General features: G+C 61.1%; 21 protein-coding genes and 1 pseudogene. 8 read left to right on the top strand and 14 right to left on the bottom strand.

All coding sequences use genetic code 11. The features are described from left to right. Window positions 1-23: 23 nt before the first annotated feature. The 9 genes from fis to G7020_RS00070 all read right to left on the bottom strand — a co-directional run bounded on the left by fis (window position 24) and on the right by G7020_RS00070 (window position 8,490). Entirely contained in the window at window positions 24-344 is a 321-nt protein-coding gene (gene fis / locus G7020_RS00110) for a DNA-binding transcriptional regulator Fis (protein WP_181082025.1), read from the bottom strand. Then, a complete protein-coding gene (gene dusB / locus G7020_RS00105; protein ID WP_181082024.1) occupies window positions 341-1,354 on the bottom strand; it encodes a tRNA dihydrouridine synthase DusB in 1,014 nt (337 codons plus the stop codon). Before dusB ends, fis begins: the two co-directional genes overlap by 4 nt. A 184-nt stretch (window positions 1,355-1,538) precedes the next feature. After that, window positions 1,539-2,738: a DUF3426 domain-containing protein gene (locus G7020_RS00100; protein ID WP_181082023.1), complete on the bottom strand. Its 1,200-nt coding sequence runs from the start codon at window positions 2,736-2,738 to the stop codon at window positions 1,539-1,541. 92 nt (window positions 2,739-2,830) lie between these two features. Continuing rightward, window positions 2,831-3,712 carry a 50S ribosomal protein L11 methyltransferase gene (gene prmA / locus G7020_RS00095; RefSeq protein WP_181082022.1) on the bottom strand — a complete coding sequence of 294 codons (882 nt, stop codon included), beginning with the start codon at window positions 3,710-3,712 and terminating at the stop codon, window positions 2,831-2,833. Window positions 3,713-3,822: 110 nt separating this feature from the next. After that, complete coding sequence (gene accC / locus G7020_RS00090; protein ID WP_181082021.1) at window positions 3,823-5,172, bottom strand: acetyl-CoA carboxylase biotin carboxylase subunit; 1,350 nt, start codon at window positions 5,170-5,172, stop codon at window positions 3,823-3,825. Window positions 5,173-5,189: 17 nt separating this feature from the next. Beyond that, window positions 5,190-5,645, bottom strand: coding sequence for an acetyl-CoA carboxylase biotin carboxyl carrier protein (gene accB / locus G7020_RS00085; RefSeq protein ID WP_181082020.1), 456 nt, complete (start codon window positions 5,643-5,645; stop codon window positions 5,190-5,192). A 78-nt stretch (window positions 5,646-5,723) separates the two neighbouring features. Then, on the bottom strand, window positions 5,724-6,167 hold the full coding sequence (gene aroQ, locus G7020_RS00080; protein WP_003293162.1) for a type II 3-dehydroquinate dehydratase: 444 nt from the start codon (window positions 6,165-6,167) through the stop codon (window positions 5,724-5,726). 164 nt (window positions 6,168-6,331) lie between these two features. Then, a complete protein-coding gene (locus G7020_RS00075) occupies window positions 6,332-8,104 on the bottom strand; it encodes a protein-disulfide reductase DsbD (protein ID WP_181082019.1) in 1,773 nt (590 codons plus the stop codon). Window positions 8,105-8,175: 71 nt separating this feature from the next. Next, window positions 8,176-8,490, bottom strand: a complete 315-nt coding sequence (locus G7020_RS00070) for a Rieske (2Fe-2S) protein (protein WP_181082018.1) — start codon at window positions 8,488-8,490, stop codon at window positions 8,176-8,178. Window positions 8,491-8,612: 122 nt separating this feature from the next. Here G7020_RS00070 and G7020_RS00065 point away from each other — a divergent pair, with 122 nt between their 5' ends. After that, window positions 8,613-9,497, top strand: coding sequence for a ChaN family lipoprotein (locus G7020_RS00065; protein ID WP_181082017.1), 885 nt, complete (start codon window positions 8,613-8,615; stop codon window positions 9,495-9,497). A 201-nt stretch (window positions 9,498-9,698) separates the two neighbouring features. Here G7020_RS00065 and G7020_RS00060 read toward each other — a convergent pair whose 3' ends face one another. From G7020_RS00060 to G7020_RS00050, 3 genes are all read right to left on the bottom strand, one after another. Next, complete coding sequence (locus G7020_RS00060; protein WP_181082016.1) at window positions 9,699-10,496, bottom strand: cyclic nucleotide-binding domain-containing protein; 798 nt, start codon at window positions 10,494-10,496, stop codon at window positions 9,699-9,701. A 105-nt stretch (window positions 10,497-10,601) separates the two neighbouring features. Next, window positions 10,602-10,874 (bottom strand): TfoX/Sxy family protein, encoded by a 273-nt coding sequence (locus G7020_RS00055; RefSeq protein WP_181082257.1) that lies wholly within the window; start codon window positions 10,872-10,874, stop codon window positions 10,602-10,604. A gap of 191 nt (window positions 10,875-11,065) precedes the next feature. Beyond that, window positions 11,066-12,625, bottom strand: coding sequence for an AAA family ATPase (locus tag G7020_RS00050; protein WP_181082015.1), 1,560 nt, complete (start codon window positions 12,623-12,625; stop codon window positions 11,066-11,068). Window positions 12,626-12,779: 154 nt separating this feature from the next. Between G7020_RS00050 and mrcB the strand changes: the two genes are divergently transcribed. From mrcB to G7020_RS00035, 3 genes are all read left to right on the top strand, one after another. Then, the gene (gene mrcB / locus G7020_RS00045) at window positions 12,780-15,092 is read left to right on the top strand and encodes a penicillin-binding protein 1B (protein WP_181082014.1); all 2,313 of its coding nucleotides are present in this window, start codon (window positions 12,780-12,782) and stop codon (window positions 15,090-15,092) included. A 79-nt stretch (window positions 15,093-15,171) separates the two neighbouring features. After that, complete coding sequence (locus G7020_RS00040) at window positions 15,172-15,879, top strand: tetratricopeptide repeat protein (protein WP_181082256.1); 708 nt, start codon at window positions 15,172-15,174, stop codon at window positions 15,877-15,879. Further along, entirely contained in the window at window positions 15,879-16,211 is a 333-nt protein-coding gene (locus G7020_RS00035) for a YqcC family protein (RefSeq protein WP_181082013.1), read from the top strand. The genes G7020_RS00040 and G7020_RS00035 overlap by 1 nt, the downstream gene beginning before the upstream one ends. A gap of 38 nt (window positions 16,212-16,249) precedes the next feature. On the opposite strand, the gene G7020_RS00030 is transcribed toward G7020_RS00035, so the two are convergent. Further along, entirely contained in the window at window positions 16,250-16,681 is a 432-nt protein-coding gene (locus G7020_RS00030) for a DUF4124 domain-containing protein (protein ID WP_181082012.1), read from the bottom strand. 406 nt (window positions 16,682-17,087) lie between these two features. Here G7020_RS00030 and G7020_RS00025 point away from each other — a divergent pair, with 406 nt between their 5' ends. The 4 genes from G7020_RS00025 to pssA all read left to right on the top strand — a co-directional run bounded on the left by G7020_RS00025 (window position 17,088) and on the right by pssA (window position 21,355). Beyond that, the gene (locus G7020_RS00025) at window positions 17,088-18,812 is read left to right on the top strand and encodes an acetolactate synthase 3 large subunit (protein ID WP_181082011.1); all 1,725 of its coding nucleotides are present in this window, start codon (window positions 17,088-17,090) and stop codon (window positions 18,810-18,812) included. 2 nt (window positions 18,813-18,814) lie between these two features. After that, a complete protein-coding gene (ilvN, locus tag G7020_RS00020; protein ID WP_037026062.1) occupies window positions 18,815-19,306 on the top strand; it encodes an acetolactate synthase small subunit in 492 nt (163 codons plus the stop codon). A gap of 47 nt (window positions 19,307-19,353) precedes the next feature. Further along, window positions 19,354-20,370, top strand: a complete 1,017-nt coding sequence (gene ilvC, locus G7020_RS00015; protein ID WP_181082010.1) for a ketol-acid reductoisomerase — start codon at window positions 19,354-19,356, stop codon at window positions 20,368-20,370. Between the two features lie 151 nt (window positions 20,371-20,521). After that, complete coding sequence (pssA, locus tag G7020_RS00010) at window positions 20,522-21,355, top strand: CDP-diacylglycerol--serine O-phosphatidyltransferase (RefSeq protein WP_181082009.1); 834 nt, start codon at window positions 20,522-20,524, stop codon at window positions 21,353-21,355. A 195-nt stretch (window positions 21,356-21,550) separates the two neighbouring features. Here the strand turns inward: pssA and G7020_RS00005 are convergent. After that, a pseudogene (locus G7020_RS00005) lies at window positions 21,551-21,823 on the bottom strand (hypothetical protein); the annotation flags it as partial.

The raw sequence follows: 21,823 nt of genomic DNA, 5'->3' as shown, positions 1-21,823 counted from the left end.
GGCCTTGAGCCTCCAGCGGCTTTTTAAAGGAGGTCGTACTGCTTGAGTTTCTTGCGCAGGGTGCCGCGATTCAGGCCCAGCAATTCCGAGGCCTTGGTCTGGTTGCCCTTGACGTAGTTCATCACGGTTTCCAGCAAGGGCGCCTCTACTTCGGAGAGCACCAGGTTGTACACATCCGTGACATCGGCGCCTTCGAGATGGGCGAAGTAGTTGTGCAGCGCTTTCTCGACACTGCCGCGCAGGGTCTGGCCTGCCTCGCTCGGTGTATTCAAATGCTGCTTGAGGTTTACGTTGTCGCTCACGGATGTGGTTCCAATAGCCAGTGTTTCGTTCAACAGCGTCATGCGGCCACCCCTGTTTCATCCCCTGAGTCAGGGCTGGTTCGGCGTTCCTCGAAGAAGGCTCGAACACTGGCGCACTGCGCGTCCCTGTTTTCCAAACGATTGAATCGGCTACGGTATTCCCGTGCCCCCGGTTGTGTTGCGAGATACCAGCTGACGTGCTTGCGCGCGATACGCGCGCCCATTACTTCGCCATAAAAGGCGTGCAGCGCGTCCAGATGATCGAGCAGTATCCGCTCGATCTCATCCAGGCCCGGCGCAGGCAGCAGCTCGCCGGTATCGAGGAAGTGGTCGATTTCGCGAAAAATCCACGGTCTGCCCTGTGCTGCGCGGCCAATGAGCAGCGCATCGACGCCGGTGTCCTTCAGCACCTGGCGCGCCTTGAGCGGCGAGTCGATATCCCCGTTGGCAAATACCGGAATCGATACGGCCTGCTTGATGCGGGCAATGGTTTCGTACTCGGCATCGCCGGTGTAAAGGTCGGCGCGGGTACGGCCATGTACGGCCAGCGCGGCGATACCGGACTGTTCGGCGATCCGTGCCACCCCGAGCCCATTCTTGTTCTGTCTGTCCCAGCCGGTGCGAATCTTCAGCGTCACCGGAACATCCACGGCTGTCACCACGGCTTCGAGAATCCGCGCAACCAGCAGTTCGTCCTTCATCAGGGCCGAGCCGGCCGCCTTGTTGCAGACCTTCTTCGCCGGACAACCCATGTTGATGTCGATGATCTGTGCGCCCAGTTCGACATTGCGCCGGGCCGCTTCGGCGAGCATCTGCGGATCACCTCCGGCGATCTGTACCGAACGCGGCTCGGGGTCGCCATCATGCTGCAGGCGCAGGCGTGACTTGCGGCTGTTCCACAGGCGCACGTCGCTGGTCACCATTTCCGAGACCACCAGGCCGGCGCCCAGGCGTCGGCACAGCTGGCGGAACGGCTGATCGGTCACGCCGGCCATGGGCGCGAGAATCAATCGATTCGGAAGAATATAAGGACCGATGCGTACCGCTGACATGAAGATTCCCTGCCTGGAGCCTGCGATCGGGTGTAAAAAAGGGTGTGCATAATACCCGCTCTGCATGGCAGGTTAAAGCATGCGTTGAACAAAATCTGAACAGTCATCAGCTTATAGCCGAAGGCCGGCTTGTCACGCTCGGGCGATGAGCGGCGGGTTGCCCAGGTTCGCGACGGCCCGTCTGCTATTCCGGCGAGTGGAAGGCCAGGCTGTAGCTCACCGCGCTGGTGCCAGGGTCGAGGATGTCGAGGGCGATATGGATGGGGATCTGCGAGGGCATCTGGCGCTGGCCGGCGAGTTCTCCGGAGAGGTATTCGCCAGGCTTGAAGGTACGGCTTGCCAGAACCTGTCCGCTGATATCGGTGAAGCGCATTTCCAGCAGCGGGAAGGGTTGGGCAAAGGAGGCGCGGTTGTAAATGATCGCATCGACTATCAGCGCGCCAGTGAAGTCGGGATGGCTACGCACGACCAGGTTGCTGCTTCTGATCTGATCGATATCGACTCGCGATGGCAGCTCGCAGCCCAATGCCGGGCACAGCTGCTCAAGCCAGGGGCGGTATTGATCCTGGCGCGCCAGCTCGTCGAAATTATAGAACACGTATTGCCCTGCAAGCGCCAGCAGGGCGAGCAGGTTCAGTGCGCCCCAGCCCAGCCAGCGGCCCCAGGGGTGGCGGCGGGCCTCCCAGTCGAGCTGCAGGGGTTCGTCTTCAAGCTCGAACAGTGGCGCGTCGCGATCCTTGCGTTCGCGCGCATGAGCTTGCGTCGCTGGCGTTGAGTCGGCGGCAGGCCATCCGGAGTCTGCTTCCTCGGGCTCGGAAAGTGAGGGCTCCAGCCGCTCCGCTGGCTGTGGCAGTGCTGTATCCAGCGGCGTAGCAGGGGGCATGACGGTGTCAGGTGGTGCCTTCGCCGTCTCCATGTCCGGCTCGGGAAGCGCCTGGGAAACCGGGGCGGGCACGGGTGCCTGTGTCGTTTCTGCGCCAAGAAGCCGTTCGGCCCAGGCTTCATCATCATCCGGTGACGCGGTGTGGGGCTGTGTCTGTTCCAGCTGAAGCAGTTCGCGGGCCAGCTCCAGTTCTTCACGCTCAAGCCTGGCCAGTTCCTCGTCCAGGTCGAGATTGTCCAGATCGAGGTCGTCGTGAATCCACAGGGTATCGTCTTCGCTGTTCGAGGGCGCCGAAGGCTGGACCGGCACGCTGACGGGCGCCGGGGCTGGCGTCTCTGCGGCGCTGGCGCGCAGTTTGTCCTCGTCGCTCAGTTGCTGGGCCGCATTGAAAAGCTCCATGCAGGCGCCACAACGCACCACGCCCCGAGCAGCAGCGAGCTGGGCGCGGCTGACGCGAAAACTGGTACGGCAGTGCGGGCATTGGGTGACGAAGCTGGTCATGCGCAGGTCCGGCGAAGAATGCTCGCTAGTCTAGCGCATGCATATCGTCGAACGGCAGTGGTGGTGCGTGTTGCCCGTCACTGCCGTGAGGCTCAGTGGTGACGAATGCCGGTAATCCGTACCCAGCCGTCTTTTTCAGCGGTGGGGTCGAGATCGAATTGCGCCGCATAGGCTGCGCGAACCTCTTCGGCCTGCTCGGCAAGGATTCCGGACAGGGCCAGAAGACCGCCGGGTTTGACGCGCTCGGCAATCTGCCCCGCCAGTTCCACCAGTGGGCCGGCGAGGATATTGGCGACTACCACGTCGGCCTGACCGCTCGGCAGCTGTTCGGGCAGGTACAGCGGGAAGCGTGCCGGGTCGATGCCGTTGCGTCCGGCATTGTCGCGCGAGGCTTCGATGGCCTGGATATCGATGTCGGTACCGATGGCCTGCTCGGCACCCAGCAGCAGGGCGGCGATGGCCAGGATGCCCGAGCCACAACCAAAATCCAGCACCTGCAAGCCGCATAGCTGCTGGGCATCGAGCCATTCCAGGCAGAGCGCCGTGGTGGGGTGGGTGCCGGTGCCGAAGGCCAGGCCGGGATCGAGCAGCAGATTCACCGCATCCTGTTCGGGCGCGGTGTGCCAGCTGGGGACGATCCACAAGCGACGACCGAAGCGCATGGGCTGGAAGTTATCCATCCAGCTGCGTTCCCAGTCCTGATCCTCGATGCGTTCCAACTGGTAATCGGGCAGTTCGCCGCCGGTCAGCAATTGCAGATGCACGAGCAGATCGCTTTCATTCACGTCGGCTTCGAACAGGGCCAGCAGGTGGGTATGCGACCACAGCGGCGTGGTGCCCAGGTCCGGCTCGAAGATGGGCTGGTCCTCGGCATCCATGAAGGTCACCGATACCGCGCCGACGCCCAGCAGGGCATCTTCAAGGGCGGGTGCCTGTTCCGGGGCGATGGCGAGGCGAAGTTGTAACCAGGGCATAAAATTCTCGTCTAGAAACGGCTGAAGGCTGGAAGGCTGAACGAAAGGTGGCGGGATTATCCGCTTTTTCGTCCGGCCTTCCAGCCTTCAGCGTTTTTCTCGGCTGGTGCTTAGTGCTTATCCATACCCAGTTTCTTTTCCAGGTAGTGGATGTTCACGCCGCCCTTGCAGAAGCCTTCGTCGCGAACCAGATCCCGGTGCAGTGGGATGTTGGTCTTGATGCCGTCGACGACGATTTCGTCCAGCGCATTGCGCATGCGCACCATGGCTTCTTCGCGCGTGGCGCCGTAGGTGATCAGCTTGCCGATCAGCGAGTCGTAGTTCGGCGGAACCGAGTAGCCGCTGTACAGGTGCGAGTCGACGCGAACGCCGTTGCCGCCCGGTGCGTGGAAGTGCTTCACCTTGCCGGGGCTCGGGAGGAATTTCTCCGGGTCTTCGGCGTTGATCCGGCATTCCAGCGAATGGCCGCGGATGACCACGTCTTCCTGCTTGATCGACAGCTTGTTGCCGGCGGCGATGCTGAGCATCTCCTTGACGATGTCCACGCCGGTGACCATCTCGGTGACCGGATGCTCGACCTGCACGCGGGTGTTCATCTCGATGAAGTAGAAACGACCGTCTTCATAGAGGAACTCGAAGGTGCCGGCGCCGCGATAGCCGATTTCGATGCAGGCATCGGTGCAGCGCTTGAGCACTTCGGCGCGGGCCTTTTCATCGATGAAGGGCGCTGGCGCTTCTTCCAGGACCTTCTGGTGGCGGCGCTGCAGTGAGCAGTCGCGGTCGCCCAGATGAATGGCGTTGCCCTGGCCGTCGGAGAGCACCTGGACTTCCACGTGGCGCGGATTGCCAAGGAATTTCTCCAGATAGACCATCGGGTTGCCGAACGCAGCACCGGCTTCGGTGCGGGTCAGCTTGGCCGACTTGATCAGGTCTTCTTCCTTGTGCACCACACGCATGCCGCGACCACCGCCGCCGCCAGCGGCCTTGATGATCACCGGGTAACCTACTTCGCGGGCGATGCGCAGCGCTTCCTTCTCATCTTCCGGCAGCGGGCCGTCGGAGCCGGGTACCACGGGTACGCCGGACTTGATCATGGCGTCCTTGGCAGACACCTTGTCACCCATCAGGCGGATGGTTTCAGCTTTCGGGCCGACGAAGGCGAAGCCGGACTTCTCCACCTGTTCGGCGAAGTCGGCGTTCTCGGCGAGAAAGCCGTAGCCGGGGTGAATGGCGGTGGCACCGGTCACCTCTGCCGCGGCGATGATCGACGGGATGTGCAGATATGAATTGGTGGCAAGGGGCGGGCCGATGCAGACGGATTCATCCGCCAGGGCCAGGTGCATCAGTTCGCGGTCGGCGGTGGAGTGCACCGCGACGGTCTTGATGCCCAGCTCCTTGCAGGCTCGCAAGATCCGCAGGGCGATTTCACCGCGGTTTGCGATCAGTACTTTTTCCAACATCGCTGGCTCTCCGCGGTTCAAACGATGGTGAACAGCGGCTGGTCGTATTCGACCGGCTGACCATTCTCCACCAGGATGGATTCGATGGTGCCGCTGGTTTCAGCCTCGATGTGGTTCATCATCTTCATGGCTTCGACGATGCACAGGATGTCACCTTTCTTGACGCTCTGGCCGACATCGGCGAACGGCTTGGCTTCCGGCGAGGAAGCGCGGTAGAAGGTGCCGACCATCGGCGAACGGACGACAGTGCCGTTCAGCTTCGGTGCGGCCGGGGCGGCATCAGCGGTCGGCGCGGCAGCAACAGGCGCCGGAGCCGGGGCTGCGGGCGCCTGAGCGTAGATCGGCTGTTGCATGGCCACTTGCTTGCTGTGGCGGCTGATGCGTACCGACTCTTCGCCCTCGTGGATCTCCAGTTCGTCGATCCCGGACTCTTCCAGCAGTTCGATCAGTTTCTTGACTTTGCGAATATCCATGAAGCGTTGACTCCCAGGTAAGTTCGAAGGGTATTGCCGCTCGCTTGTCGAGCCCCGGCATGCTTGTGCGCAGGCCCGTCAGGAGGCAGCGAGTTGTTCCAGGGCGGCCTCCAATGCCAGCCGATAACCGCTGGCGCCAAGGCCGCAGATCACACCTACCGCGACATCCGAAAAGTAGGAGTGATGGCGGAAAGGTTCACGTTTGTGCACGTTCGACAGGTGCACTTCGATGAATGGGATGCTCACTGCCAGCAACGCGTCACGTAACGCGACGCTGGTATGCGTGAATGCCGCCGGATTGATCAGGATGAAGTCCACACCTTCGCTGCGCGCGGCGTGGATGCGTTCGATCAGTTCGTATTCGGCATTGGATTGCAGGTGCAGCAGATGATGGCCGGCGTCGCGGGCGCGCTGTTCGAGGTCCTGATTGATCTGCGCCAGCGTCACCGCGCCATAAACACCGGGTTCGCGGGTGCCGAGCAGATTCAGATTCGGGCCATGAAGGACCAGAAAGGTCGCCATGTATGTTCCTTGTTGTTATGCGCGGTCGTGCCGCTTGAAAGGCGGGCCGACCCGTAAAGGGGAAAAACTATGCATGAAGCGGGGGTTGACTGTCCAGTCATGCTGCAATCGGCGTAAATGCCCGCATTATGGCTGGAGTTTGCCGCAGGGATTGCTGTTCGCTGTCAGCGCAAGGCGTCAGCGCGGTTCAGGCGTTCAGCGAATTGCCGGGCGGTGATTTCGCCGACGACGCGGATTTCGTCCATTTCCTGTCCGTTGCCATCGAAGAACAGCACGGCGGGTGGGCCGAACAACTTGTAGCGATCCAGCAGGGCGCGCTGCTCGGCATTGCTGTCGGTGATGTCGAAGCGGATCAGGCGGTAGTCGGCCAGGCGCGGGGCGATCAGCGGATCGGCGAATACTTCGCGCTCGATCACCTTGCAACTGATGCACCAGTCCGCGTACCAGTCGAGCATGAGTGGCTGGCCGGCGGCGCGTGCGGCCTGCAGTTGCGCGTCGAGCGCGGCAGTTGTCGAGAGGGTATGCCAGCTTTCGGCCTCGATGACTCCGCCGCCTGCCGCCAGTGTGGCGCGTGGCAGTGGTCGCAACGGATCGGAGCCCCCCTGCAGTGCGCCGACCCAGGCTGCCAGGGCGTAGACCAGCAAGACCAGCCCAAGCAGTTGGGCGAGCTTCTGCCGGGGTGTCTTGCTGGTCAATTCCAGGGTGCCGAGGAACAGCGCCGCGCCGGCGGCGAGCAGTCCCCACAAGGCCAGCGCCAGCGACCCCGGTAGCACGCGTTCGAGCATCCACACCGCCACGGCAAGCAGCAGTACACCGAAGACGTTACGTACCGTGATCATCCACGGGCCGCTCTTGGGCAGCAGCGCGCCGCCACCGGTGGCGAACAGAACCAGTGGTGCGCCCATGCCCAGGCCCAGGGCGAAGAGTTTCAGTCCGCCGCCCAGCGCGTCGCCACTGGCGCTGATGTAGAGCAGCGCACCAGCCAGCGGCGCGGATACGCAGGGTGATACCAGCAGGCTGGAAACGGTGCCCAGCAGCGCGGCGCCCATGAAGGAGCCGCCCTTGGCGTTGCCGGCGAGGCGGTCGAGGCGGCTGCTCAGGAATTGGGGCAGACGCAGTTCGAACAGGCCGAACATGGCCAGCGCAAAGAGTACGAAGAAGAATGCGAACGGCACCAGTATCCAGGGCGACTGCAGGCGTGCCTGCAGATTCAGCTCTGCGCCGAACACGCCCATCAGTGCGCCGAGCACCGCGAAGCCGCCCGCCATCGGCAGGACATAGGCAAGTGACAGCAGGAAACTGCGCATGCCGCCGGTCTGGCCGCGCAGCACCACGCCGGAAAGAATCGGCAGCATCGGCAGTACGCAGGGCGTGAAGGTCAGGCCCAGCCCGGCGAGGAAGAACAGTGCCACCGAACGCCAGGACAGGGTGTCGGCGCTGTCGCTATCGCTGCGGGTACCGGCGACCGCCGGGGTGCCGTCCGCGGCGATCTGGAAGGTTTGCGTTTCCGGCGGGTAGCAGAGCCCCTTGTCGGCGCAACCCTGATAGCCGACCTGAAGTGTGAAGGGGCGGTTGTCGGGGTTCTGTACCGGCAGGTCGATATCGAGGACGCCGTAGTAGGCTTCGATTTCACCGAAATACTCGTCGGTCTTCTGCACGCCTGCCGGTAGCCGTGCCTCGCCGATGATCACGCTGGCCTCGTCGGTCTTGAACTGGAACCGGTGCCTATAGAGGTAATAGCCTTCGGCACCGATGAAGCGCAGCTGGATTCGTTCCGAGTTGGCATCCACCAGGCTCAGGCGGAAGGCTTCATGCACCGGGAGAAAGTCGGCGCTGTTGTTCAGACCGCCCAGCGTGGAGCTTGGGCGGCTGTCGAACAGGCTTGCGGTGGCGGGAAGGGCGAACAGCAGGATCAACAGACTCAGCAAACGGCGCATGGTCATCTCGCAGGCAACGATGGGGGCATGATACCTAACGAGGCGAATGGTCGCTTGGGCGCAGCGTCGCACTATGGCAACCAGATGATTCCGTCGCGTTCGCTGCAGGGGCGCGCGCGCAGGAACTGGCCGGCGCAGGGGCCGGCGACGCATTCGCCACTGTCGATCAGAAACAGCGCACCATGGGTCGCGCACTGGATCAGGCTGCCGCTGCTGTCGAGAAACTGGTCCGCAAGCCACTCCAGCGGGATCTGGCGGTGCGGGCAACGGTTTTCATAGACGTAGGCGACGCCATCCTTGCGCACGGCGAACAGGCGCAGGCCGCCGACCTCGAAGCCTTTGCTGCGGCCTTCGGCGAGCTCGCCGGTTGCGCATAAACGAATCATGCAGGTTTCCTCCGTTGGGCTGCGATTATTACCCAGGCTGGTCTTTTCAGGCAGGATCAGCGTCGATATCGTGGTTTTCGAGTTCACCTGCCGATGCTGCCTTTGTCCGCCGAGGAATACTGATGCGATTTCTACTGCTTCTGGTAATGGTTGTGCTTGCCGCCTGCCAGTCGGTTGCACCGCTGCCCGCATGGCAGAGCCCCGAGGGGCTGGAGCATGCCGATCTGGGCGTGATCATCGACTTGCGCAACGGCGCGTCACTCACTCCGCAACAGCTGCTGGCCGAACTGGCCGACAGCGATCACGTGCTGGTGGGGGAGCGCCATGACAATCCCGACCATCATGCACTGCAGCTCTGGCTGCTGCAGGCCCTGGCGCAGCAGCGCGAGCAGGGCAGTGTCCTGCTGGAGATGCTCAACCCGGATCAGCAGCAGAAGGTTGCCCAGGTGCAGCGCTCCATGAGGAAAGGCGAGCGGCCCGCCGATCTGCCTGCCGCGCTGGGCTGGCAACAGGGCTGGGACTGGGCGCTCTATGCGCCGCTGGTGGAGTATGGGCTGGCACAGTCTTATCCGCTGTTGCAGGCGAATCTGGACCGAGCCGAGATATCCAGCATCTATCGCGAGGTTCCGTCATTGACCGGCGCCCCAGCTGCACCGGATGTGCAGACGGCCTTGCTGGAGCAGATTCGGGCCTCGCATTGCCAGATGCTGCCCGAAACGCAGTTGCCGGCGATGCTTGCCGTGCAGCAGCAGCGTGACCAGCGCATGGCGCAGCAATTGGCTGCCGCGCCAAAACCTGCGATGTTGCTGGCAGGCGCCTTTCATGTCCGGCGTGATCTCGGGGTGCCGCTGTATCTGCAGGGGCAGGCAAGCATGCGTGACCTGCGTGTGCTGATGCTTGCTGAAGTGGGAGAAACAGTGCGGGCCGAGCAGGCTGACTTCGTCTGGTTCACGCCGTCACAGCCGCAGCAGGATCACTGTGCGAAGTGGCGTGACAAGGCGGGTTGATTCGCGCAGATAAAAAAAAAGACCCGGCAAGAGCCGGGTCAAAACCGTGATTAGCCTGATGAGGAGATAACCTGAAAGATCGACTGCCTGGACCCTTCAACTTACCGGCTGACCTCGCGATCAGTTGCGATAATAATAACAATTCTCATTTCGGTGTCAATGGGCGATTTTGAAAATAATCCGGCTTTTTGAAAGCTGGTCTCAGCCAGTGATGGGCAGCCGAAGCTGGGTGACTTCCTTGTTCAGCAGGTCGATACGTCGAGCCATGCTTTCGATCAGGCTGTGGGCGATCTTCGGGTTGCTTTGCATCAGGCTGAGAAACTGGTCCTTGGGAATCACCATGACCGTACAGGGTGTCGTGGCCATAACGGTGGCGCTGCGTTTTTCGTGCGTGAACACGGCCATCGCCCCGAAGATTTCATCGCGCTGTACGTCGCCAACCTTCTGCCCGTCGACAATTGCGTCGGCATGACCTTCGATGATGATGAAGACATGCTCGGCATCATCGCCCTGGATAATCAGTGCCTGGCCCGCCGCGAAGTGCTGGAAGCCCATCGCAGTTTGAATCTCCGGCTGCTTCAGGCGTGCCAGTGCATCGCAGAGCAGCGCTGTCTGACCAATCAGGTATTGGGTAAAAAGTTCCTGGCGTCGCTGCTCGGCATGGATATGGCGGAATACGGCGTTGCGTGAATAGGGGGTCAGGCGAATCGATTCATCGCTGCGGTAGCGGCAGTCGGGAAACTCTGTGCCCTGACGCAGTCCCAGAAGGTCACCTTCTTGTAGATAGAACAAAGGTCGCTCATCGACCAGTGCATGCAGCAGCCCGCTTTCGATGATGAACAGCTGCTGGCCGGGCAGTTCTGTGCTGAGGTCCTCGGAGCCGCCGATTTCAATCGCCTCGCCGCATGGTGGCAGGCCTTCCAGCAACTGGGCGGGAATTTCCTGCAGACGGTTTATCAGGCGATCGGCGTAGGCGGGTTGTTCGCCGAGTAGATACATGACGGTAATCCTTGAACAAACGAGCTCACAAAGGGGAGCGGTGGGCGTGCCAACAATAAGCGCCACGCTGGGGAGGAGTAAATTGCATCGCGTGCAGGTTGTGAGCTAGCTCTTGTTGGGGCGCCTGGAAGTGTTCAGATGCTGATTCAGTTCATCCTTGACCGAGGCAGGCAGCGCTTTCCAATCGGTGTCGCGCAGTGCGCCCTCGATGGCATAGAGCAATACGCGAGAGGCGCTGAAACCGCGAGATTTGACCGCCTGATAGGCGTCGACCGCACCCCGGCGGCGGAGATCTTCCAAGGTATGGATGCCGGATGCGTGCAACCATTGTGCGGAGGTCTTGCCGAGGTTTTTCAGCGTCAGCAATTCGTCGTGCATGGCGTCCTTATCGACCGGGTGGCCGGTGAGGAAGTGGAGCGGCCCGCAAAGCCAGCACCGCCGTTCAAAGCTGCCCACGACCCACTCGCGCAGACAGGCCTACGCAAGTATAGAAGCCACGCCAGGTTCTGCCCGCGAGGGTGATGGGTTGTGGTTGCTGCTTCGGTCAGCGGCTGTTCTGCCGCGGCCTGTCAGAGCCCCGGCAGCCGCTGGCGAATGGCGGCCAGCAGATTGTCCAGGCTGGCGGCATCGGGCGTATCGAGCCGCCGGCTGAGCAGTTGCTCGCTTTCGCTCAGGGGTTCGCGTGAGGCCTGTTGTGCCCTGACAACATCCATGGTTGCGTCGGACGGATCGCCGCCCTCGGCCTGACGCTGCGCAAGCCACTGTTCGATGACCGCATCGGGGGCTTCGCAATCGATGATCAGGAAAGGGACGCCGGTGGCTTCTGCGACTTGCCAGGCAGCCTGTCGCTGCTGGTGCTTGAGGTAGGTGGCGTCGATCACCGCCGAGAAGCCCGCATTCAGCGCCGCTTCGGCCAGTGTGTGCAGCCGCCGGTAGGTGGCTTCGCCGGCTTCGGCGCTGTAGATGCCGGTATCCAGCTCGCCGGATCGCTCCTGCTGCTCGCCATGCAGGCGCTTGCGTTCCACATCCGAGCGCAGTCTCAGCATGCCCAGCGCTTCGACCAGGCGCAGGGCCACATGGCTTTTGCCAGAGGCTGAAACGCCATGGGTGATGGCCAGGAAGCGTGACGGAATCGCGCTGTAGCTTTCGGCCAGGTTGGCATAGCCGCGGTACTGACGGACGATGACCTTGCGCTCGACGGCATCCTGTTCCTGATACAGCCGGAACAGGTTGACCTTGGCTCGCACCAGGGCGCGGTAGGCCTTGTACAGGTTGATCAGTTCCAGCGCGGCGTAATCGCCGGTGCGCTCCAGCCAGCCATTGAGGAAGCGGCGCGCCTGGCATTTCAGGCCGCGGTCTTCCAGATCCATGGCCAGGAAGGCGGCGTCGGATGCGATGTCGATCAGGCGGAAGGGTTCGTTGAATTCGATGCAGTCGAACAGCACCACCTGGTTGTTGATCAGGGCCGCGTTGCCCAGATGCAGGTCGCCGTGGCATTCGCGAATGAAGCCCTGTTGGCTGCGCTGTTCCAGCAAGGGATAGAGGCGCTCGATGCTGGTTTCCGTCCAGTCGATCAGCGCATCGAGCTGTTGCAGGTCGGCCTGTTCGGTCAGCAGGGGGCGGATCTGCTCGAAGTTCTGCCGCATCGGCGCGACGATCGCCTCGGCACTGTTCAGCGGGTGTCCTGCGGGCACCTGCGGAATGTCCAGGTGGAAGTGGGCGATCTGCTCGGCCAGGGCGTCGATGTGGGCGTCGGTCAGCTCGCCGCGCGCCTGCACTTCGGCCATGAGCTGGGTCTGCGGGAATTCGCGCATCTGCAGCAGGTACTCGATGGGTTCGCCGTCACCACCGATAATCGGGGCCTCGATGCTGCCGGTTATCGGCAGAACCTGCACATACAGGTCAGGCGCCATGCGCTGGTTCAGGTGCAGTTCCTGCTCGCAGAAATGCTTGCGGGAAGCCAGGTCGGTAAAGTCGAGAAAGCCGAAATCCACAGGCTTCTTCATCTTGTAGGCGTAGGTGCCGGTCAGGATGACCCATGAAATGTGTGTTTCGATGACCCGGAAGCCGTCGACCGGATGGGAATAGAGGGCCGGATTCTGCAATGCGGCGATCAGTGCTTGGCTCACGGTCATTCCTTGTAAGTATGGTGTGCGGGACGTGTGGTTATCGGAACGCAGCTCACACAGTCTGAAAACGCACCATTATGTCCATCCGGGAGTGACCTGCAAACCGCCAGGAGGCCGCATTCCCCGAAGATCAAAGTGCGTATAATCCGCCGCCATGACTAAAGTACGCTCTCCTCGTTCCCGCTCTAAGCGCCGATCCGGCGGCTTCCGGCCCTGGCTTGGCTGGGCCGTAAAGCTGTTTCTTGTGGCGCTGGTGATCCTCGCCGGCGTGGCCGTCTATCTCGATGCGGTGGTTCAGGAAAAGTTTTCCGGCAAGCGCTGGACCATTCCTGCAACGGTCTTCGCAAGGCCGCTGGAGCTTTTCGTCGGACAGAAACTCGACAAGGATGACTTCCTCACGGAGCTCGATGCGCTGGGTTACCGCCGTGAACGTGCGATCGATGGGCCAGGCGTGGTTTCGGTTGCCGGCAATACCATCGAGATGCATACCCGGGGGTTCCATTTCTACGAGGGCGTCGAGGAATCGCAGCGTATCCGGGTGCGTTTCTCCGGCGACTTCGTGGCGGGCCTGACCCGTGCCAACAATGCCGAACTGCCGGTGGCGCGACTCGAACCCCTGGTGATCGGCGGCCTCTATCCGGCGCATAACGAGGATCGCATCCTGATCAAGCTGGAGCAGGCGCCGCCTTATCTGGTGGAAACCCTGGTCGCAGTCGAGGATCGAGAATTTTTCGAGCATTTCGGTGTTTCGCCCAAGTCCATCGCTCGTGCCGCCTGGGTCAACCTGACCGCCGGCGGGGTGCGTCAGGGCGGCAGTACCCTGACTCAGCAGCTGGTCAAGAACTTCTATCTGACCAATGAGCGCAGCCTCAGCCGCAAGGGCACCGAGGCGATGATGGCGATCCTGCTGGAGCTGCACTACGACAAGCGGGAGATTCTCGAAGCGTACCTCAATGAGGTCTTTCTCGGTCAGGATGGCCGGCGGGCTATCCACGGCTTTGGCCTGGCCAGCCAGTATTTCTTCGGTCGACCACTGGCTGAGTTGCAGGTGCAGCACGTCGCGCTGCTGGTCGGCATGGTCAAGGGGCCGACGTACTACAACCCTAGGCGGCATCCGGAGCGTGCGCTGGAACGGCGCAATCTGATTCTCGATCTGCTGGTCGAGCAGCAGGTGCTCAGTTCCGAGGCAGCGGTTGCGGCTAAGCAGAAGCCGCTCGGAGTGACGCCGCGTGGCAGTCTGGCCGACAGCTCCTATCCGGCGTTTCTCGATGTAGTCAAACGCCAGCTGCGTGAAGACTATCGCGACGAGGACCTGACCGAGGAAGGCTTGCGTGTCTTCACCAGCTTCGATCCGATTTTGCAGATGAAAGCCGAGAGAGCCATGACCGAGACGCTCAAGCGGCTCGGCAAGGCCGCCGAAGGTGTCGAGGGGGCGATGCTGGTGACCAATCCGGAAACCGGCGAGCTGCAGGCGATGCTGGGTGGTCGTCAACCAGGTTTTGCTGGCTTCAACCGGGCGCTGGACGCCTCACGGCCCATCGGCTCGCTGATCAAGCCGGCGATTTACCTTGCGGCCCTGGAGAAGCCCAGCCAGTACACCTTGACCAGCCTGCTGGAAGATGAGCCCTTCTCGGTCAAGGGGGCCGATGGCCAGGTATGGCGACCGCAGAACTATGGGCGTAACGCCCACGGTGCGGTTTACCTCTACCAGGCTCTGGCCAATTCCTACAACCTCTCCACGGCCCGCTTGGGGCTGGATCTGGGTGTGCCGCATGTTCTGAAGACGCTCGAGCGGCTGGGGGCTTCGCCACAGTGGCCGGCTTATCCTTCGATGTTGCTGGGGGCGGGCGGGTTGCGTCCTATCGAGGTGGCGGACATGTACCAGACGCTCGCCAATGGTGGTTTCAACACGCCGTTGCGAGCCATCCGTAGCGTCGTTGCGGCCGATGGCGAGCCGCTGAGTCGCTACCCGTTCAAGATTCAGCAGCGTTTCGATGCCGGTGCGATCTATCTGACCCAGTACGCCATGCAGCGCGCCATGCTCGAAGGCACCGGGCGTTCGGCTTACAACCAGATACCCAGGTCGCTGGCGCTGGCAGGCAAGACCGGTACCACCAATGATTCGCGTGACAGTTGGTTCGCAGGTTTCAGTCAGGACCTGCTGGCAGTGGTCTGGCTGGGACGTGACGACAACGGCAAGACTTCGCTGACAGGCGCTACGGGTGCCTTGCAGGTGTGGGCCGACTTCATGCGTCGCGCCGATCCGCTGCCGTTGCAAATGCCCATGCCGGAAAATGTCGTCATGGCCTGGATCGATGCACAAACCGGGCAGGGTACGGCTGAGAATTGCCCTGGTGCGGTACAGATGCCCTATATTCGTGGCAGTGAGCCAGCCGCGGGACCTGGTTGTGGTATTCAGGCGCCTGCCGAGTCGGTCATGGACTGGGTTCGCGGCTGGTTGCGCTGAGCCACATCTGGCGCATGAAACAATACTGTTGGCTGCATGAAACGATTATGAGGTTCGAATGTTGAGCAACAAGCGATGGATGGTCGTTCTGATAGCCGCAGCGCTGGCGCAGGGCTGTGCAACAGTCGATCGGGGCGCGATACCTGTGGTCGACTCCGGTGCGCCGGTCTCCGAGGAAGTGTCGGCGCGGCAAGCCTACCGTACGGGTGGCGCGCCTGTGTCTGCGCCGGGGATGCAGCCTGTGCCTGAGGATTCGGGGGTAATGGTCATGGTGCCGCAGCAGAACTCGGCCCCCCTGCAGACCTTTCCCGCGCCTGATGCCACCTTCAGCGGTTCGGTTGACCCGGTACCCGGTGTGTCCGAGCCATGGACGCCTCCCGTGCCTGCGCCTCAGGCTCCGGTGCAGGGCCAATCAATGCCCAGCGGCATCCCCTCGAACGGAGGCTTGTCTGCCGATGAGCGGCTCGACGGTCCGGTGTTGGCGCTGCTGACCACGGCCCAGCAGCAACAGGGCGGTGGCGACCTCAACGGGGCCGCATCCAGCCTCGAACGTGCCCAGCGCATCGCACCCCGCGAGCCGCAAGTGCTTTACCGCCTGGCCGAGGTGCGCCTTGCTCAGGGCGATGCCGTGCAGGCTGAGCAGCTCGCCCGGCGGGGGCTGAGCTACGCGGGTGATCGCCCGGCGCTGCAGGCGAGTCTCTGGGAACTGATCGCGCAGGCACGCGAGCGTCAGGGCAATGCCGCCGGAGCTGCGCAGGCGCGCGAGCGCGCCAGGGTTTCGTTGTGATGGATGGCCGGGCGCCGGAGCTGGCCGAGCAACTCTTGCTGATCGAGCGAGAGTTGCGCGCGCTGGGGACATGGGAAGCCCTGCCGCCTGACCCGCAGGCCCTTGCCAGTCGTGAGCCATTCTGTGTGGATACGCTGTCGTTCGAGCAGTGGTTGCAGTGGATTTTTCTGCCGCGCATGAAGGCGATCCTGGAAAGTGGCGCGGCATTGCCAGCCGCTTCGGGCATTCTGGCGATGGCGGAGGTGGTCTACAGGGATTCTCCATCAAGGGTTGCCGGCCTGCTTGAGGCGCTGACAAAGTTTGATTCGCTGATCGCTCGCGGCGAAAGATGATGCTTGCCGACTGGCGGAGCTGGCGAATCTGATTCAACTCAGTCGCAGGTTTCGGCGATTTTCCGCTTGGCTTCGAGGATGCGCGCCTGGCGTTCTTCTTCGTTCATGCGCCGCACTTCTCCCTCTTCCTCTACGCGCACCCGCGGATTGTTCTGCAGTTGTGCCAGGTTCGTGCGCAGTGTCGTGCAGTATTGCTGGCGCTGGGCGTTCTGTTCGGCCACCTGTTTTTTGACCTGGCGCTCAATGTCGCGCTGCTCGGCCTCGCCAGTTCTTTCAGTCTCGGCAGGTACCACAGGCGCCTGTTTGGGTGGCGGTGCAGCAGTATTGAGCATTTCCACGGCCTGATCCTGAGGCGGTTGCGCGCCAAAATGCGTAACGCCTTGTGCATCCACCCATTTGTAGATCTGGCCGGCCATGACATTGCCGCTCAGTGCGAGCAGCAGACAGCCCGCGAGAATAGTCGAACGCATGCTTATCCCTTCTGTGGAGGCATTATCAGGGCGGTACTATACGCAAAACTTCCGGTCCTTCATTCTGCGCTGGATCACAGCTGAAAACAGTCGGAAGACAACAGCAGGCTTGACTTGGCACGGTCTAATCCGAACAATTCCATGCTTGCTGTTGCGAGGACATTGCACGAGCCTGTCTTCGATCAACCATATCAAGGTGCCTACCCGCACCGACTTGCTACACCCGCAACGCGTTACCTCGCGCTGGGAGGAGCGTCCCGCAATACTTTGGGGCTTTCCTGGTACTTGCTTAGTCAGTAGCTGACGTAGTCGGCGACCACCGTCGCTCATGCACTGCTGAGCAGTAAAACCTATTTCTGGCCGGTCCGGCGCGGAGCGGCTATCTGGCGTTTTAGAGGTGAACAACGTGGAATTATTATCCGGCGCTGAAATGCTCGTCCGCTTCTTGCGCGACGAAGGCGTTAAGTACATCTACGGGTACCCGGGTGGTGCCGTTCTGCATATCTACGATGCGCTTTTCAAGGAAAAGTCCATCGAGCACATCCTGGTTCGTCATGAGCAGGCCGCCACCCACATGGCCGATGGCTATGCGCGGGCGACCGGCAAGGCCGGCGTGGTGCTGGTGACCTCCGGTCCTGGTGCGACCAATGCCATCACCGGCATTGCTACCGCTTTCATGGACTCGATCCCGATGGTGGTCATCTCCGGTCAGGTTCCGAGCAACATGGTCGGCACCGATGCCTTCCAGGAAACCGACATGATCGGTATCTCCCGGCCCATCGTGAAGCACAGCTTCATGATCAAGCATCCTTCGGAAATCCCCGAAGTGATGAAGAAGGCGTTCTACCTCGCCGAGTCCGGGCGTCCTGGTCCGGTGGTCGTCGATATTCCGAAGGATATGACCAACCCGGCCGAGAAGTACGAATACGTCTATCCGAAGAAGGCCAAGCTGCGCTCCTACGGTCCGGCGCTGCGCGGTCACTCCGGGCAGATCCGCAAGGCGGCGGAACTGTTGCTGGCGGCCAAGCGGCCCATTCTCTACGCCGGTGGCGGCGTGGTCTTGGGTGGGGCTTCCGCACAGCTGACCGAACTGGCGAAGATGCTCAACCTGCCGGTGACCAACACCCTGATGGGGCTGGGTTGCTATCCGGGCAGCGACCGCCAGTTCGTTGGCATGCTCGGCATGCACGGCAGCTACACCGCCAACCTGGCCATGCACCATTCCGATGTGATTCTGGCGGTCGGTGCGCGCTTTGATGATCGTGTGATCAATGGCGCGGCGAAGTTCTGCCCGAACGCCAAGATCATCCACATCGACATCGATCCGGCGTCCATCTCGAAGACGATCAAGGCCGACATTCCGATCGTTGGTCCTGTGGGCAGCGTACTGACCGAGATGGTCGCCATCGTCAAGGAAATCGGCCAGGCGCCGAACTCCGAGACGGTCGCCAGTTGGTGGAAGCAGATCGACGAGTGGCGCGGCAACCGTGGCCTGTTCCCCTACGATAAGGGCGACGGCAGCATCATCAAGCCGCAGGCCGCCATCGAAATGCTCTGCGAAGTGACCAAGGGCGAGGCCTATGTGGCGTCGGACGTTGGTCAGCATCAGATGTTCGCCTGCCAATACTACAAGTTCGACAAGCCCAACCGCTGGCTCAACTCGGGCGGCCTTGGCACCATGGGCTTCGGCCTGCCGGCAGCCATGGGCGTGAAGCTGAACTTCCCCGACGCTGATGTCGCCTGCGTTACCGGCGAGGGCAGTATCCAGATGAACATCCAGGAGCTGTCGACCTGCCTGCAGTACGACCTGCCGGTGAAGATCATCAACCTCAACAACGGTGCGTTGGGCATGGTCCGCCAGTGGCAGGACATGGTGTACAACAGCCGCTACTCGCACTCCTACATGGAGTCGCTGCCTGACTTCGTCAGGCTGGCTGAAGCCTATGGGCACGTTGGCATGCGTATCACCGATCTGAAGGATCTCAAGCCGAAAATGGAAGAGGCCTTTGCCATGAAGGATCGGCTGGTATTCCTCGATATCGCCGTTGATACCAGCGAGCACGTCTACCCGATGCAGATCAAAGACGGTGCCATGCGCGACATGTGGCTGAGCAAGACGGAGCGGACCTGATCATGAGACACATCATTTCCCTGTTGATGGAAAACGAGCCGGGCGCCCTGTCTCGCGTGGTTGGGTTGTTCTCGCAACGTAACTACAACATCGAGAGCCTCACGGTTGCACCAACCGAGGATCCGACGCTGTCGCGCCTGACCCTGACGACTGTCGGGCATGAGGAGGTGATCGAGCAGATCACCAAAAACCTCAACAAGCTGATCGAAGTGGTCAAGCTGGTGGATCTGTCTGAAAGCGCGCACATCGAACGCGAGCTGATGCTGATCAAGGTGAAGGCTACCGGCGCGCAGCGTGCCGAGGTCAAGCGCACCACAGATATCTTCCGTGGGCAGATCGTCGACGTCACCACCAACGTCTACACCATCCAGCTGGCCGGTACGACCGACAAGCTGGACAGTTTCATCCAGGCCGTCGGTACCGCATCGATCCTGGAAGTCGTGCGCAGCGGTGTCACCGGGATTTCCCGTGGCGACAAAGTGCTGAGCATCTAAACACGTTTTATCGAATGGCCCGAACGGCCAGTAACTGGGGTAATTCCATGAAAGTTTTCTACGACAAAGACTGTGATCTTTCCATCATCCAGGGCAAGAAGGTCGCAATCATCGGCTACGGCTCCCAGGGTCATGCACATGCCTGCAACCTGAAGGATTCGGGCGTCGACGTCACCGTTGGCCTGCGCGCCGGTTCGCCTTCAGTCGCCAAGGCTGAGGCCCACGGCCTGAAAGTCGATAATGTCGCTGCTGCCGTTGCTGCCGCCGATGTGGTGATGATTCTGACCCCGGACGAATTCCAGGGCCGTCTGTACAAGGACGAAATCGAGCCGAACCTGAAGAAGGGCGCAACCCTGGCCTTCGCTCATGGTTTCTCCATTCACTACAACCAGGTCGTGCCGCGCGCCGATCTCGACGTGATCATGATCGCGCCGAAGGCTCCGGGCCACACCGTCCGCTCCGAGTTCGTCAAGGGCGGCGGTATTCCTGACCTGATCGCCATCTACCAGGATGCTTCCGGCAACGCCAAGAACGTTGCTCTATCCTATGCTTCCGGCGTAGGCGGCGGTCGTACCGGCATCATCGAAACCACCTTCAAGGACGAAACCGAAACCGACCTGTTCGGTGAGCAGGCCGTTCTGTGCGGTGGTTGTGTCGAGCTGGTCAAGGCTGGTTTCGAAACCCTGGTCGAAGCCGGTTATGCACCGGAAATGGCCTACTTCGAGTGTCTGCACGAGCTGAAGCTGATCGTCGATCTGATGTTCGAAGGCGGCATCGCCAACATGAACTACTCGATCTCCAACAACGCCGAGTACGGCGAGTACGTGACCGGCCCGGAAGTCATCAACGCCGAATCCCGTGCCGCCATGCGCAATGCGCTGAAGCGCATTCAGGACGGTGAGTACGCGAAGATGTTCATCAGCGAAGGTGCTACCAACTACCCATCGATGACTGCCTATCGTCGCAACAACGCTGCCCATGGCATCGAAGTGGTAGGCGAGAAGCTGCGCGCGATGATGCCTTGGATCGCTGCCAACAAGATCGTCGACAAGAGCAAGAACTGATAGCGGTTCTGCTTGAGAAAGAACGCGGCCTGGGCCGCGTTCTTTCGTTAGGCTCGGGTTCAATCTGGTATAAAACGCTGCTGGTGGCAAGGTGAACCGGCTGTGCCGGGGTCTGTCGAATTTATTCAAACCTGCAGTAAGGTGAATTTACATGAGTGAGCATCCCGAAGAGCCGAACAAGCCAGTCGAGCCGGAAAGTCTGCTGCCTATCGATGAGCATGTCGAAGAGATCCAGGACTCCGAAGGCCGCAAAGTTCGCCATCGCGGTATTTACCTGCTCCCCAATCTGTTCACTACCGCCAATCTGTTTGCCGGGTTCTTCTGCATCATTACCGCAATAAACGGCAATTTCTATGTCGCTGCGGCAACCGTTTTCGTGGCGATGGTACTTGATGGTCTCGATGGGCGCGTGGCTCGCCTGACCAATACCCAGAGTGCCTTCGGCGCAGAGTATGACTCGCTTTCCGATATGGTGGCTTTTGGTCTGGCGCCGGCTATTCTGGCCTACGAGTGGGCGTTGTCCGAGCTGGGCAACGTCGGGCTGACCGTGGCATTCATCTATGTCGCTTGTGCTGCGCTACGTCTGGCCCGCTTCAACACTCAGATAGGTAAGGTCGACAAACGCTGGTTCATCGGGCTCGCCAGTCCGGCGGCTGCCGGTGTGGTGGCCGGTTCGGTATGGGCTGTCTGGGCGCTGGATGAGGTGGGGGTAAAAGGTGTGGATCTCCCTCTGGCGCTGGTCATGCTGTTTGCGCTGCTGGTGGCGGCAGCCGGGCTGCTGATGGTCAGCAACATCAAGTACTACAGCTTCAAGGATCTCGATCTCAAGGGGCGGGTGCCGTTCGTGGCCATCCTTGTTGTAGTGCTGGTCTTCGCAGTTGTCTTCAGTGACCCGCCCCGTGTACTTCTACTGATCTTCCTGGCCTATGCAGCATCCGGGCCGGTGCAGTTCCTGATGCGTCGGCACAAGCGTATTGAAAGCTGATCTCGTCGCATCCAGTGCGCCGCCATATGTTTATGGTTTGATGCTAGAGGAGTCGAATCACTTTAGACGGTAATAAGCGCTTGACGGCTCGTTCTGTGGGCCTATAATGCGCACCTTCTCCGGCGCAGGCCCTTGGAAAAACCTCTTGTAAATCAAGAAGTTAGCTAAAAATAAGGGCTTGCACGGACGGCAAATTCAAGTAGAATGCGCCGGGCTGACAGGATGGTGGTTGAGTCCTGTTGGTGCTTCGGTCGGTTCGATCGCAAGCGGTTGAAAGAGGTGGTTGACAGCGGTTTTGAACGCTGTAGAATTCGCCTCCCGCTGACGAGAGACGCTGAGTCGATCGACAGCATAAGCGGTTGAGAAGAAAGAAAAATTCTTCAAAAACAGCTTGACGAGATACAAGGCTGCTGTAGAATGCGCGGCCTCGGTTGAGACGAAAGGCTTGATCGAAACGCTCTTTAACAA

Source organism: Stutzerimonas stutzeri, from assembly GCF_013522825.1.
In the GTDB taxonomy this organism is placed as follows: Bacteria; Pseudomonadota; Gammaproteobacteria; order Pseudomonadales; family Pseudomonadaceae; genus Stutzerimonas; species Stutzerimonas stutzeri_AK.
This window is presented reverse-complemented; position numbering and strand designations above follow the sequence as displayed.